13 protein-coding genes and 1 riboswitch are annotated in these 15,430 nt (G+C 35.8%); of the genes, 1 reads left to right on the plus strand and 12 read right to left on the minus strand.

The window, feature by feature from the left end; genetic code table 11:
- Nucleotides 1-14: 14 nt before the first annotated feature.
- A riboswitch (Lysine riboswitch) is annotated at nt 15-195 on the minus strand.
- 93 nt (nt 196-288) lie between these two features.
- The 12 genes from uvrC to zapA all read right to left on the minus strand — a co-directional run bounded on the left by uvrC (nt 289) and on the right by zapA (nt 14,152).
- The gene (gene uvrC, locus D9842_RS13690; RefSeq protein ID WP_098795880.1) at nt 289-2,073 is read right to left on the minus strand and encodes an excinuclease ABC subunit UvrC; all 1,785 of its coding nucleotides are present in this window, start codon (nt 2,071-2,073) and stop codon (nt 289-291) included.
- A 256-nt stretch (nt 2,074-2,329) separates the two neighbouring features.
- Entirely contained in the window at nt 2,330-2,644 is a 315-nt protein-coding gene (trxA, locus tag D9842_RS13695) for a thioredoxin (protein ID WP_098795879.1), read from the minus strand.
- 440 nt (nt 2,645-3,084) lie between these two features.
- Nucleotides 3,085-4,062 carry an electron transfer flavoprotein subunit alpha/FixB family protein gene (locus tag D9842_RS13700; RefSeq protein ID WP_121663016.1) on the minus strand — a complete coding sequence of 326 codons (978 nt, stop codon included), beginning with the start codon at nt 4,060-4,062 and terminating at the stop codon, nt 3,085-3,087.
- A gap of 66 nt (nt 4,063-4,128) precedes the next feature.
- Nucleotides 4,129-4,902, minus strand: coding sequence for an electron transfer flavoprotein subunit beta/FixA family protein (locus D9842_RS13705; protein WP_121663017.1), 774 nt, complete (start codon nt 4,900-4,902; stop codon nt 4,129-4,131).
- 42 nt (nt 4,903-4,944) lie between these two features.
- A complete protein-coding gene (locus tag D9842_RS13710) occupies nt 4,945-5,718 on the minus strand; it encodes an enoyl-CoA hydratase (RefSeq protein WP_121663018.1) in 774 nt (257 codons plus the stop codon).
- 105 nt (nt 5,719-5,823) lie between these two features.
- Nucleotides 5,824-6,417, minus strand: a complete 594-nt coding sequence (locus D9842_RS13715; protein ID WP_098795875.1) for a fatty acid metabolism transcriptional regulator FadR — start codon at nt 6,415-6,417, stop codon at nt 5,824-5,826.
- Nucleotides 6,418-6,592: 175 nt separating this feature from the next.
- The gene (locus D9842_RS13720) at nt 6,593-8,281 is read right to left on the minus strand and encodes an AMP-binding protein (protein ID WP_098795874.1); all 1,689 of its coding nucleotides are present in this window, start codon (nt 8,279-8,281) and stop codon (nt 6,593-6,595) included.
- 304 nt (nt 8,282-8,585) lie between these two features.
- On the minus strand, nt 8,586-8,990 hold the full coding sequence (locus tag D9842_RS13725) for a DUF350 domain-containing protein (RefSeq protein ID WP_098795873.1): 405 nt from the start codon (nt 8,988-8,990) through the stop codon (nt 8,586-8,588).
- Between the two features lie 15 nt (nt 8,991-9,005).
- Complete coding sequence (locus tag D9842_RS13730) at nt 9,006-11,366, minus strand: endonuclease MutS2 (RefSeq protein ID WP_121663019.1); 2,361 nt, start codon at nt 11,364-11,366, stop codon at nt 9,006-9,008.
- Nucleotides 11,367-11,445: 79 nt separating this feature from the next.
- Nucleotides 11,446-13,170, minus strand: a complete 1,725-nt coding sequence (gene polX, locus D9842_RS13735) for a DNA polymerase/3'-5' exonuclease PolX (RefSeq protein ID WP_121663020.1) — start codon at nt 13,168-13,170, stop codon at nt 11,446-11,448.
- Nucleotides 13,171-13,345: 175 nt separating this feature from the next.
- Nucleotides 13,346-13,885 (minus strand): CvpA family protein, encoded by a 540-nt coding sequence (locus tag D9842_RS13740; protein WP_098795870.1) that lies wholly within the window; start codon nt 13,883-13,885, stop codon nt 13,346-13,348.
- A 9-nt stretch (nt 13,886-13,894) separates the two neighbouring features.
- The gene (gene zapA, locus D9842_RS13745) at nt 13,895-14,152 is read right to left on the minus strand and encodes a cell division protein ZapA (RefSeq protein WP_098795869.1); all 258 of its coding nucleotides are present in this window, start codon (nt 14,150-14,152) and stop codon (nt 13,895-13,897) included.
- 122 nt (nt 14,153-14,274) lie between these two features.
- Here zapA and rnhC point away from each other — a divergent pair, with 122 nt between their 5' ends.
- On the plus strand, nt 14,275-15,207 hold the full coding sequence (rnhC, locus tag D9842_RS13750) for a ribonuclease HIII (RefSeq protein ID WP_121663021.1): 933 nt from the start codon (nt 14,275-14,277) through the stop codon (nt 15,205-15,207).
- Nucleotides 15,208-15,430 lie beyond the last annotated feature (223 nt).

Consider the following 15,430-nt stretch of genomic DNA (forward strand, 5'->3'; position numbering starts at 1 on the left):
TATATTCGCTTATACAATGAGATAGCTCTCCAAGAACATAGTGTTTCTTGACAATTTTACATCTCTTAAATGTAAAACCAGCGATAAAAGTAATGGAGCTTTTATCACTTCGGCAATCATTCCTTTCACTAGTTGTCATTGGAATCCACTTTCCTCAAACTAGTTACTATTAATGACCGCACCTCTACCATCATTTACAAACTAACGATCAATATCAAATTAATAAAATCTTATCAAACATTATAGAAAAGCGCAAGAGATTATTTGTTAAGGAAACATAATGGACTATCAGTTTCCATTTTCCTCTTTTAAATAATCCGTTATTTGCTTTGCTATATTTTCCGGCATACCAGCTTCTTTAAAATCTTCGAGACTTGCTTCCTTCATTTTTTTAACAGATCCAAAATGTTTTAAGAGCATCTTTTTTCTTTGTTCTCCAACACCTGGAATATCATCCAAAATAGATTGAAAGGCATTCTTTCCTCTAAGTTGACGATGAAAGGTGATCGCAAAACGGTGGACTTCATCCTGAATTCTTTGAAGCAGGTAAAATTCCTGGCTGTTTCTTTCTAGCTTTATAAATTCAGGTGGTGAACCTATTATGAGCTCAGAAGTTCGGTGTTTATCATCTTTCACCAATCCGGCTACAGGAATAGATAACCCTAACTCATTCTCTAGCACATCTTGAGCAGCTGCCAAATGCCCTTTTCCACCATCAATAATAATAAGGTCAGGTAATGCTAATTGTTCTTTTAAAACTCTTGTATAGCGTCTTCTGACAACTTCCCTCATAGACTCATAATCATCAGGACCTTTTACACTTTTTATTTTATACTTACGATAATATTTTTTTGCCGGCTTTCCATCCTCAAACACAACCATTGCTGATACAGGGTCAGTTCCTTGTATGTTTGAATTATCAAATGCTTCAATTCGATGGGGAGTATGGATCCCTAATTTATCACCTAAATTTTCAACAGCCTTAATTGTTCTTTCTTCATCTCTTTCAATTAAAGAAAATTTCTCTTGAAGAGCAATCTTTGCATTTTTGTGAGCTAATAATATAAGGTCCTTCTTTTTACCACGCTTAGGCTGAAGTGTTGTTACGTCTAACAACTTTTCAACTAATTCAAATTCGATACTATCCGGAAGCAGGATTTCCTTTGGGATAAAGTGACTTGTTTTAGAATAAAATTGACCCAAAAACGTAAGAAACTCCTGTTCAGGACTATCATAGATTGGAAACATTGACACATCACGTTCAATTAATTTTCCTTGTCGGATAAAAAAGACTTGTACACACATCCAACCCTTATCGTATGCATACCCAAACACATCACGATCAACAAAATCATTTAACGTCATCTTTTGTTTTTCCATCGTTGCTTCTATATGAAGAATTTGATCTCTAAGCTCTTTTGCCCGCTCAAATTCAAGCTCTTCTGAAGCCTTACTCATTTTTTCCGATAATTCATTCTTAATATTTTTGTATCCACCATTTAGGAACTTCGTAATTTCCTCTACCATTTGTCGATTTGTTTCTTCAGACACATCTTTAACGCACGGTGCTAAGCATTGACCCATATGGTAATAAAGACAAACACGATCAGGCAATGTCGAGCATTTTCTTAGCGGGTATAAACGATCTAGTAATTTTATCGTTTCACGCGCAGATTGAACGTTCGGATATGGCCCAAAGTACTTTCCTTTATCCTTTTTAACTTGTCTTGTTACAAGGAGTCTAGGGTGCCGTTCATTTGTAATTTTAATAAAAGGATATGTTTTATCATCCTTTAACATTACATTATACTTGGGATCATATTTTTTAATCAGATTTAATTCCAATATTAATGCTTCTAGATTAGAAGAGGTAATAATATATTCAAAGTCAACAATTTCATTAACTAAACGTAATGTTTTTCCATCATGTGAACCTGTAAAGTAAGAGCGAACGCGATTTTTCAGTACTTTTGCTTTCCCTACATAAATGACAGTTCCCTGTCGATCCTTCATGATATAACAACCCGGTTGATCAGGAAGAAGTGCAAGCTTTTCCTTAATATGTTCTTTCATAGCAGACACTCCTTTTTTATAATAGTAATTGACAATAAGATAGGCAGTAATTCCCCACTTTAATTCTGAATTAAAAAGGCGAATTACTGCCTATTTCATAATAGCTATAGACCATTTTATCATGTACACTTTCTTTCGTCCTTTGTTAATTTGTCGTATTCTATGAAATTCTTTCCTATCTTGCATTCATTGTAAAAAGGATTGACACAAGGTCAATCCTTTTTATAAACAGCATGATAAAAATCAAGGTAATTTCTTATACGTGCTTGTTTAATACTTCAGCAAGCGCTTCTTTTGGCTGATATCCTACAGCTTTATCAACAACTTCACCGTCTTTTAGTACAAGTAAAGTTGGGATACTCATAACGCCGAATTTGCCAGCTGTTTCTTGGTTCTCATCAACATCAACTTTAACAATTTTCACTTTATCTCCCATATCTGAATCAAGCTCTTCAAGAACTGGAGCAATCATTTTACAAGGTCCGCACCATGGTGCCCAAAAATCTACTAATACGACACCTTCGTTTGTTTCGTTTGAAAATGTTTGATCTGTTACATTTGTAATTGCCATTCGTAATTCCTCCTAAATTGTAAGGGTAAATATGTTTAAAGTATAGCATTACAGTGCTAAGTAAGCTAATGATTTGCTTCAGTATTACTTTTCCCTATGTTGAGAAAGAATAACATGTTTTTTCAATAAACGACATATTTTGTATAGATTAAGTTGTATTGAAGCAAATACATTTAATTCTTTCTTTTTTATTTCTCAACCCGTGTGAAATTAGTTCGTTTCATTGCGCTACAGACACTCGCTTTCCGCGGGGAGGAAGCTGAGCCTCCTCGGCTTTGCCTGCGGGGTCTCAGCCTTTCCTCTACCTCCCGCAGGAGTCGAGTGTCTTTCGCTACATTCCACTATTAAGCTAAAACATGATATCAATAAATATAACACTTTGGCAAAACACCTTAAATTAAAAAGCACGCTTTGGAAACGTGCTTTTGTTTAAACTAAAATTATGCGTGAACCTTTAATTTTCTAAATTCTTCTGTTAATAGTGGAACAACTTCAAATAGATCTCCTACGATTCCATAGTCTGCTACTTTAAAGATGTTAGCTTCAGGGTCTTTGTTAATTGCCACTATGACCTTAGAGTTTGACATACCTGCTAGATGTTGAATCGCACCTGAAATTCCGCATGCAATATATAAATCAGGAGTTACCACTTTTCCAGTTTGACCGATTTGAAGAGAGTAATCACAGTATTCAGCATCACATGCTCCACGCGAAGCCCCTACTGCTCCTCCTAAAACATTTGCTAATTCTTTTAAAGGTTCAAAACCATCTTCACTCTTAACTCCACGACCACCTGCAATAACAACTTTTGCTTCTGATAAATCAACACCCTCTGAAGCTTTACGAACAACTTCCTTTACAATTGTTCTTAAATCTTTAATATCTACAGATAGGGTATTTGTGTCTCCGCTTCTTGTATCATCTTTCTCTAGTGGAGCAATATTGTTTGGACGAATAGTGGCAAAGATAACTCCGTCAGTTACTATTTTCTTCTCAAATGCTTTTCCTGAATAAATTGGACGAGTAAATACCACATTTCCACCTGTTACCTCAATAGCTGTAGCATCTGAAATTAACCCCGAGCCTAATCTTGCTGCAATTTTAGGTGATAGGTCTTTACCAAGTGCCGTATGACCAAAAACAATGCCTTCAGGATTTTCTTCTGAAATAACCGACAATAAAGCTTGAGAGTAACCATCTGGTGTATATGTTTGTAATTTTTCATTTTCAACCGCCACAACACGATCAGCACCAAAATGAATTAATTCGGTTGATAATGATGAAACATTATCTCCTAATAAAACAGCAACAACCTCTCCACCCTCTGCAATTGTTTTTCCTGCAGCAATCGCCTCAAAAGATACATTACGTAGTGATTGATCACGAACCTCACCTAATACAAGTACTTTTCTTGCCATTATCATTTCCCCCTGTTCAACTATTTAAAATTTCTCTCCCATACTTCACAGAACCTTCTCTATCAATTAAACAACTTTCGCTTCATTTCTAAGTAATGAAACTAATTCTTTTACTTGATCCCCTATTTCACCTTCTAATACTTTTCCAGCCTCTTTTTTCGGTGGTAAATAGATTTCAATTGTTTTTGTTTTAGCTTCAACATCGTCTTCGTCTAAATCAAGATCATCTAATTCAAGCTCATCTAATGGCTTTTTCTTTGCTTTCATAATTCCTGGTAATGATGGATAACGAGGTTCATTTAACCCCTGTTGAGCTGTTACAAGAAGTGGAAGAGATGCTTCAATAACCTCAGAGTCTCCCTCTACATCTCGAACAATCGTTGCTTTGTCTCCATCAATTTCAAGCTTAGTAATGGTTGTTACATACGCAATATCTAATAACTCAGCTAGTCTTGGACCAACCTGACCAGATCCACCGTCAATAGCTACATTTCCACCTAGGATAATATCTACTTCTTGGTCTTTAAGATATTCAGCTAAAATTCTTGAGGTTGAATATTGATCACCATTTTCTAAATCATCTTCAGTATTAATTAAAACAGCTTTATCACACCCCATAGCCAAAGCTGTTCTTAATTCTTTCTCTGAATCCTCTCCACCAATTGTGACTACCGTTACTTCTCCCCCATTTGCATCACGTAATTGAATAGCTTCTTCGATTGCATATTCATCATAAGGATTTATAATAAACTCTGCTCCATCCTCATTGATTTTTCCATTTTGCACAGCAATCTTTTCCTCAGTATCAAACGTTCTTTTCATAATTACGAAGATATTCATTTTCCATTCCCCCATGTTAAGTTAAGTATTTTAATAGATACTTTATTTTCCCGTAAAATTCGGCTTTCTCTTTTCAATAAAAGCTGTAATCCCCTCTTTTGCATCAGCGCTATTAAAAAGTTCCCCAAAAAGCTTAGCTTCCTGTTTCATTCCTTCCTCATAGGTGGAGATTTTAGAAGCATTTAAAAGTGATATGACTGCTTTAACTGAGCCTGGACTTTTTTGAGCAAACTTGCCAGCTAATTTCTTTGCTTCTTCTAACATACTCTCTTGCGGGTAGGCATGATTTGCAAGACCTAGTTCTACTGCTTCCTTCCCTAGGATTGGTTCACTTGTTACCATCATTTCTAATGCACGGCCCCTACCGATATATCTTGGTAGCCTTTGAGTACCACCAAAACCTGGAATAATTCCTAGTTGTAATTCCGGTAATCCAAGCTTAGCATCTTCCGTTACAATTCGTAGATGACAAGACATTGCAAGTTCTAAACCGCCCCCTAATGCAGCACCATGTATGGCTGCAATAATCGGCTTAGGGAAGTTTTCAATTCTTTCAAATATTTTCTGTCCCTCTTCTGCTAATTTTGAAAACTCTCCATCTGATGAAACAGTAACAAACTCCTTAATATCTGCTCCAGCAGAGAAAAATCTTCCTTCACCATGAAGTACGACCGCTCGGACCTGGTCATCTTGTTCAATTGAATCAAGTAAAATTGAAAGCTCTTTCAAAACATTTGATGAAAGTGCATTTGCTGGTTCATGATTAATCGTCACAACAGCAACATTTTTTTCTTTGGTTAGCCTTAACAGCTTCATCTAATTCCTCCTATTTACTAAAATCTACTTAAATGTATTTTCTTTATAGTAGGAAAATGCCTTATTTATCATGTCCCCTCCCTTATTTAGAGAAGGGAACAAATTTCATGAGGATTTAGGTGTCACAAAACCGTAAACAAATAAATCGTGAACTTTCTTTGTTTGATTAACTAAACTGTATTTTTGTTCATTCATGACCCATGTTGTTACTGTTTCATCAATGGTTCCAAAAATCATTTGTCTTGCTAATCTTACATCTAAGTCTTGTCTAAATTCTCCACTTTCCTTTCCTTCTTGAATAATTTTGTCAACAACATTGAGGTAACCCTTTAATACCTCGTTTATTCGCAGTCGTAAGTCCTTGTTAGACTGTCTTAACTCAAGTTGTGTCACAATGGCAAGTTGATGATCTTCTGAAAGTAGTGTAAAGTGTTTTTCAATCAGAGAATACAACTTGTCTGCTGCATTTGTTTTATCTTTTATTTCTTCTTCAATTTTTTCTATAAAAACGCCCATCTTCTCTTGAAAAAGAGAAACAAGGATGTCTTCTTTATTTTTAAAATATAAGTATATAGTTCCATCAGCAACTCCAGCTTGCTTAGCAATCTTGGATACTTGTGCTTGATGATAACCATTTTCTGCAATTACAATAACAGCTGCATCAATGATCTGAATAAACTTTGGTTTCTTCTGTCTCAATGTAATGTTCGACTCCTTTTTCTTAATGAATGAATCATCATTCATAATTCAATCTTAAGTTTTCCTTAGCTTTATGTCAAGCCCTCAATTAGCAATTTTTTATTTTCATTTTTCAATATGTAATCGAGAGGGTCTTTAGTATAAAACCCTAAAACCCTCTCTCTTTATTTCACTATTAGTTTGCGTTTTTCATTTTTTCTTTTTCCTCTTCAACTAATGCACGTCTTAATATTTTTCCGACAGCTGTTTTAGGAAGATCGTCTCTAAATTCATAAATATGTGGTACCTTATATGCCGCTAAATGTTTACGCGCATATTCATTAAATTCCTCGGCTGTTGCATGTTGATGATCCTTTAAAACTATATAAGCTTTTACTGTCTCTCCACGATAGGGATCAGGAATTCCCGCAACCACTACCTCTTTGACTTTTTCATGCTCGTATAGAATTTCTTCAATCTCACGTGGGTAAATATTAAACCCACCAGCAATAATCATATCCTTCTTACGATCTACAATATAAAAGTAACCTTCTTCATCCATGTAGCCAATATCACCTGTTAGCAGCCAACCATCTTTAATCGTCGCTTCTGTTTCTTCCTTTTTATTCCAATATCCTTGCATAACTTGAGGACCTCTAATCGCAATCTCTCCAAGTTCATTCGGCTCAGCGATCCCCCCATTTTCATAAGAAAGAACAACTGCGTCTGTGTTTGGCCATGGAACACCAATACTGCCTTTCTTTCTTTTCCCCCAAATAAAATTTGAATGAGTAACGGGAGATGCTTCCGATAAGCCATAGCCTTCTACTAATTTCCCACCTGTTATTTGTTCAAATTTTTCTTGTATTTCCACAGGAAGCGGAGCGGATCCACTTATGCAGCATTCGATTGAGGAAAGATTATACTTATGAATATCAGGATGATTCAAAAGTGCAATATAAATTGTTGGAGCACCTGGAAATAATGTTGGCTTTAATTTTTCAATTGTTTTTAATGTATCTGTGGCATCAAACTTTGGTAAAAGAATCATTTTAAAGCTTTGCATCACAGATAAGTTCATAACAGTTGTCATCCCATAAACATGAAAGAAAGGAATAATTCCTAATACAGATTCTTCCCCTCTTTTGCATTTGTACATCCATGCTGCACACATCTTTGTGTTTGAAACAACATTTTCATGTGAAAGCATAACACCCTTAGGAAAACCTGTCGTACCTCCAGTATATTGCAGGAGGGCCACGTCTTCTGAAGGAATATATGCTGGTACTTCAACAGAAGGCTTTGATAATTCCATAATTTTTTTAAACAAATGCGTGCTGCCCTCATGTTCTACTTTTACAACGATTTGATTTTGCTTCTTTTGGACAAAAGGATACAATAAATTTTTCGGAAATGGCAAATAATCTTTAATGCCTGTGACGATAATATGCCGCAATTTTGTTAACGCTTTCATTTTAGAAACTCTCGGATATAATAAATCAAGCGTTACGATAAAAGTGGACTCGCTGTCTTTTAGTTGGTATTCTAATTCTCTTTCCATATATAAAGGATTCGTCTGGACAACTATACCGCCAGCTAGTAATACAGCATAATAAGAGATCACTGCTTGTGGACAATTTGGAAGCATTATTGACACACGATCTCCCTTTTCTAACCCCAAGGATTGGAAATAATTCGCCAGCTTTAAAGATTGATCATATAGGTCTGAATAGGTTAACTCCTTTCCTAAAAAATGAATAGCGATTTTATTAGGAAATTCTAGTGCAGATTGCTCTAAATAATAATGCAGTGGTTTTTGATCAGTATTAATTTGATGAGGAATTTCGGTAGGATATAATGATAACCAAGGTTTTTGACTTTCCATTTTACTCTCCTCCTCCTGAGGGATATATAAGCAATGAGGAAATCTAATCTTTTTGAAAATATTCACTTGCGCTTCCACTTAAAAAAAGTATAGCAGATTTTTTTATTTTCAGAAATATAAAATATTTATAAAAGGCATACTCACTATATGATGACTAAATTAAACAAATAAAAAAGCCTGACATATAGCCAGACTTTTTATAAATATCATTTAAAAGAAAACTAAATAAATAACCCCAATTAAAATAAATAGACCGCATAAACCGAACATTACCTTTGCCAACGTCTCCAATAGTATACACTCCTTATATTGCCGCCCCTATAACAAATGATAAACCTACAGATATGACTAACGAAATAAATCCTACTGCACGATTATCCTTTTGTATCTCTTCATCTATTTTAAATTTTGGCGTCATAAATTCATAAATAAAATAACCTAAAAGTAACAATATGAAGCCAAATAAACCCGAACCCATCATTTCCAATAAGCTATCATGTTGATTAATAGAAAATCGAAAGATATTGGCAATCCCAAAAATTTTCCCACCAGTAGCCATTGCAACGGCAAAATTACCATTTTGAATTTCTTCCCAGTTTTTATATTTCGTAACGAGTTCAAATATGGTCAAAAATACAATGATACATAAAACAACAACACTATAGTAGGCAGCAATTTGAACAAGCTCATTTTCCCAAAATGTATTCATATTATCTTCTCCCCACTATTTGAGTTCTACAATAGTAACTCCTGTACCGCCTTCTCCGGCTTCTCCAAATCGTGTATTTTTCACGCTGCGGTGATTCTTTAATAGCTCCTTAACACCTGTTCTCAGCGCGCCTGTTCCTTTTCCGTGGATAATGGAAACTCTTGGATACCCCGCTAAAACCGCGTCATCCAGGTACTTTTCTACTCTCAATAAGGCATTTTCATACCGTTCTCCACGTAAATCCAATTCAAGCGAGACGTGATAATCTTTCCCTTTTACAGCAGCTAGTGGCTTTGCTTGTACTTCCTGCTTAGGACGTTTGATGTATTGAAGATCTGCTTCTTTAACCTTCATTTTCATAATTCCCATTTGCACTTGCCATTCATTATCACTCACTTTTTCAACAAGATGGCCCTTTTGGTCAAAGCTAATCACTTTTACTTCATCACCAGGCAAGAACTCTTGTTTAACAGGCTGCTTTTTCTCTACCTTTTTGCTTTTCACAAAATGGGGCTGAGCTTCTTCCAGTCGTTTTTTTGCATCAATCAATTCATGCTCCTTAACTTGAGCATGCTGTTCTTTGCGCATCTTTCTTAAATCTCTAATAATTTGTTCAGCTTCTTTGTTTGCCTCTTCTAGTTTTTCTGCGGCACTACGTTCTGCTTTTTCATATAAGGCGTCACGTTGCTCATTAAATTCAATGATTTGTTTTTGAAGCTCTTTATGAAGCTTTTCAGCTTCTTGACGAAATCTCTCGGCTTCAACACGTTCATGTTCAGCAGTTTTTTTGCTTGTTTCTAATGAAGCAATCATTGTATCAACTTCATTACTTTCGTCACTCATTTGTGCTCTTGCCATATTAATGATTTGTTCTTGTAAACCTAATCGCTTAGAAATTTCAAAAGCGTTACTACGACCGGGTACACCAATTAAAAGCTTATACGTCGGACTTAAGGTTGTGATATCAAACTCAACACTCGCATTAATCACGCCTGGACGATTGTAGCCATATGCTTTCAATTCCGGATAATGAGTTGTTGCAACAACTCTTGCTCCTCTGTTATACACTTCATCAAGTATAGAAATCGCTAACGCTGCCCCTTCTTGCGGATCCGTTCCAGCTCCAAGCTCATCAAACAACACAAGACTTTGGTCATCTGCTTTTTGAAGAATATCAACAATATTCACCATATGCGAGGAGAACGTACTTAAACTTTGCTCAATTGATTGCTCATCACCAATATCAGCATATACTGCTTTAAATACAGTCACTTCTGAACCATCTAGTGCTGGAATTTGTAACCCAGCCTGTGCCATAAGTGTACATAATCCAAGTGTTTTCAAAGCAACAGTTTTACCACCTGTATTTGGTCCTGTAATCACGATTGTTGTGAAATCAGTTCCTAATTCAATATCATTAGCAACAACTTCGTCTAAAGGTAAAAGTGGATGTCGAGCCTTTAACATTCGAATAACACCATCTTGATTCACTTCTGGCTTTGTTCCTTTGATTTGCTTTGCATATTTAGCCTTTGTAAACATAAAATCCATGTCTGCTAAGCAATTGACATTTTGTAAAATGTCATCACCCTGCTCAGCAACTTCCTGTGATAAAAGCGTTAAAATTCGATCGATTTCTACTTTTTCTTTTACCTTAGCCTGCTGCAGAACATTATTCAATTCTACGATAGCTTGAGGCTCGATAAATAACGTCGCACCAGAGCTGGATTGATCATGAACAATCCCACCATACGAAGCTCGATATTCCTGCTTAACTGGTAAAACAAAACGGTCATTTCTTATCGTAATAATGGCATCTGATAACATTTTAGAAGCAGAAGACGAGCGGATCATTGATTCTAATTTATCTCTAACTCTTGCTTCATTTGTTCTTAATTGTTGACGGATTCCTTTTAAAGTGACACTAGCACTATCAAGTACATAACCATTATCATCAATACATTGATTAATATTTCTCTCTAAGTCATGAAGAATAATAATCTGCTCTGCAAGTTGTGGCAAATGTGTTAATTCGATTTCTTCCTCTACCATTTTTTCAACAAAACGCTTCATCTGACGTGCTGCATATAAAGTTCCTGCAACCTCTATTAATTCCACCGAGCTTAACATACCGCCAATTTTCGCTCTTTTCACTGTTGACCTTACATCAACAAGTCCACCTAATGGTATGTTTCCCTTCAGCCTGAGCACCTTTGCAGCCTCATCTGTTTGCTCTTGGAGGGTGACAACATCCAGGTAATCACTTGAAGGAATAAGTGCCTTTGCCTTCTCTTTTCCAAGAGAAGAGGAAGCATGTTTTATTAGTTGTTCTTTTACTTTTTCAAACTCTAACACATGTAAAACTTTTTGCTGCAATGTGGTTTACCTCCTAATTAGAACAAACATGCCACTATTTTAGTAGGCATGACTTTTTACAAAAACAATGTATAAAGTGTTACTCACTATGATGTCTATTTAAAAATGATTTGAGTCTGTCAAGATCCCAAGTGTTAATAACATTTTCACTCTCAATCCAGCCTTTTTTAGCTGTTGATATACCTATTGTCATATCTTCTAGCATTTCCATATTATGCGCATCAGTATTAATCACAATTTTCACTCCAGCTTCTTGAGCTTTCCTTACATACTCTGAGTTTAAGTCCAAACGATGAGGATTTGCGTTTAATTCAAGCGCGGTATCAGTTTCTTTTGCAAGCTGTATTAGTAGATCAATATCCACATCATATCCCTTACGTTTACCAATAATTCTTCCGGTTGGATGTGCAATAATATCAACGTGATGATTTTCAAGAGCTGTTTTTAATCTTTTCATAATAACATCCTGTGATTGTGAAAAACTAGAGTGGATAGAAGCGATAACAATGTCCATTTCCTTTAATAGCTCATCATCATAATCTAATGTAGCATCAGGAAGTATATCCATTTCTACTCCAGCAAGGATTGTTATATCGTCATATTCTTCATTCAGAGCATCAATTTCCTTTCTTTGTGCTCTTAATCTTTCAGGTGTTAAACCATTTGCTACTTTTAAATATTGAGAATGATCAGTAATAGCAATATATTTGTAGCCCTTCTTACGACAAGCCTCTACCATTTCCCTAATCGTAAATGCACCATCACTCCAAGTTGAGTGCATATGAAGATCTCCCTTTATATCTTCTAATGAGATAAGCTGAGTTCGATGACCAAACGAATCTACCTCTGTTCCATCTTCTCGGATTTCAGGTGAAAAATGTGGGAGGTTAAAATACTGATAAAACTCTTCCTCAGTTTGAAACGTTTTGATTTCATTTGTTTCTATATTTTCTACACCATATTCACTTATTTTTTCGCCACGCTCTTTTGCAAGCTGCCTCATTCTTACATTATGATCCTTTGAGCCCGTAAAATGATGAAGGGTTGTAGCAAATTCTGCAGGCTTAACTAAACGAAAATCAACACTCACTTCATATTCATATTGCAATTGAACTGAAACTTTCGTATCTCCACTCGCGATAGTGTCTGACAATCTCGGTAAAGCTAAGAGCTGATCTCTTACCTTACTAGGTTCATTTGTAGAAATAATAAAGTCCAAATCTTTAATTGTTTCTCTCATACGACGCAGACTTCCTGCTCGTGAGTAACTTTCAATTCCTTCACACTCTTCAAGATACGCTTCAATTTCATCAGCTATTGGCAACATGAAAGACAATGGTAACCGTTCAGGACGATTGCCCATTTCCTCAATAGCCGCTACTATTTTTTCTTCTGACTTTTTCCCAAAGCCAGCTAATCCTTGGATTTTATTTTCTTCACAAGCCCGTTTTAAAGACTCAACACTATCTATATTAAGTTCTTTATATAGCTTAGCAATTTTTTTGCCACCTAATCCCGGAAGCTTTAATAATGGTAGCAACCCTTCTGGTACCTCTTTTTGCAATTGCTCCAAAACCTCTGATCTTTTTGTCTCAACGAATTCTTTAATCACGGCTGAAGTGCCTTTTCCAATTCCTGCTATCTTTGTAAAGTCATCAATAAGAGCCAAGCTTCGATCGTCCGATTCTAAAGCATTTGCTGCTTTTCTAAATGCTGATATTTTAAAAGGATTTTCTCCTTTTAATTCCATTAATACTGCTATATTTTCTAATAGTCGAATAACATCTTTTTTATGAATATCCATTTTTTTCACCTCTATATCTAACACTTCTCTAAAAATGATACAAATAATTAAAGAAAAAGTACAATTTTTACCCATTTCATAACATATCAAAAGAGACTGACTCAAACCAAGGGCAAGATCCTCTGGTCTCATAATTGCTGAGTGATGGAGGGATTACCCTTTTGAGTCAGTCTCTTTAGGACATATATTGAATCCAAAGCTCATTAACTTTATCTGAGAAGTAAGGAGTATGATTCACGATTAAGTTGGCTAATACTGATTGATCTAAAGCCGTTTGTATCTGTTCCATAGGAATTAAGGCAGCAATAAAAAGTAAGATAAATAAAACAAGGTATGATTCCAAAAAACCTAGTATAGAACCAGCCCACCTATTTAATTGCTTTAATATCGGCAACAGCGCAACAAAATCAAGCATTGTCCCGATAATTTGCATCACAATTTTCGTTCCTATAAATAAAATAACAAATGCTACAGCACGATAATAGGCACCTTCAAGATCCTCTCCATTTAACAATGAGAGAATAGCTGGCCCATCACTTGTAGCGGGATATGGTACCCACAGTTTCAATTTGGGTGCAAGATCATCAAAATACTGGTATGCTACTATGTATGCGATAATAAATCCTGTCAAATGAACAAATTGAAGGATAAAACCGCGTTTTAAGCCGACTAGTATCCCGAATAGTAGAATAATAAATAATACGAAATCTAGCATTTCTTAGCTTCAATCCTTTTCTATTAGTTGTTTCTCCAGTTTTTCATAATCTTCTTTTAATTTTAAATAATCATGAACAACATTGACTGCTGTTAAAACAGCTAATTTATTAATATCAAGAGAAGGGTTTTTACTATTAATCTCTCGCATTTTATCATCAACCATTGCAGCAACAGCTCGAATATGGCTTGTGCTTTCAGTCCCAATAATTGAAAATTGTTGACCATATATATCTACTGTTGTTTTAGACTTAGGGCGATTTGACAACGATAAATCCTCCATTTCCTGCAAATCCTAATTCTTATCATAACACGAAGCTTTATCATATGGGAAGAATATCGATAGCCATTACTTTTCTAAAAGAGTATATAAACGAAAGGATGTTTCATATGGCCAACTCAGTCATTAAAGTAAATTCGACAACGATCACTCAAATGGAAAAACATTATGAAAACAATAGAACAGAGAAAACTCCTCAAGGTGCTGTTTTTTCAGCAAAAACCAATGGATGTACAATAACTGCGTACAAATCGGGTAAGGTTCTTTTTCAAGGAGCTTCAGCAGAAGTGGAAGCAGCCAAATGGGGGACGGTTACACCTTCAGCTAAAAAAGGTCCGTCAGCAAGCAAAACGCCAACTGGTTTTCAGCCACCTTCCAATATTTCGAGTCTCTCTATTATCGGTTCAGATGAAGTTGGAACTGGAGACTTTTTTGGACCAATGACGGTAGTAGCAGCATACGTTAGAAAAGAGCAAATGCAGTTATTACAGGAGCTCGGTGTTAAAGATTCGAAAAACTTAAAAGATCCTCAAATCTGTGAGATTGCAAGGGACCTCATAAAAACGATACCTTATAGCTTGCTAATCCTTCATAACGAAAAATATAACGAGCTTCAACAGCAAGGAATGTCACAGGGCAAAATGAAGGCTTTATTACATAATCAAGCAATAAACAAGCTACTAAGTAAGATTGATCCTGAAAAACCAGACGGACTTTTAATTGATCAGTTTGCAGAGCCAGCTGTGTATTTTAAGCATCTTCAAGGGAAAAAAGTGTATAAAGAAAATATCTATTTTTCAACAAAGGCGGAAGGTGTTCACCTAGCGGTTGCAGCTGCATCTATTATTGCGAGATACTCCTTTATTAAAGAATTCGAAAAGCTATCTGAAAAAGCGGGTGTTATCATCCCAAAAGGTGCAGGTGCACAGGTTGACGTTGCCGCTGCAAAAATCATTCAAAAGAAAGGTCCAGAATTTTTAGCTACTATTACAAAAAAACATTTTGCAAATACCGAGAAAGCAGCAAAGCTAGCTAGAAGGTGATGAACAATAAGGTTCTCAGAAACGAATAAGCGGGTTTATTTGTGATTTCGGGTAATTTATCGGCGATTCCTGAAGATTTGTCTTCGAATCTGGACCGTTTATCCTCGATTCTGAGAATTTATCTTCGATTCCGGACCGTTTATCCTCGATTCTCAGAATTTATCTTCGATTACGGGCCGTTTATCTTCGATTCTCAGAATTTATCTTCGATTCCGGACCGTTT

The organism is Metabacillus litoralis, assembly GCF_003667825.1.
Taxonomy (GTDB): Bacteria; Bacillota; Bacilli; order Bacillales; family Bacillaceae; genus Metabacillus; species Metabacillus litoralis_B.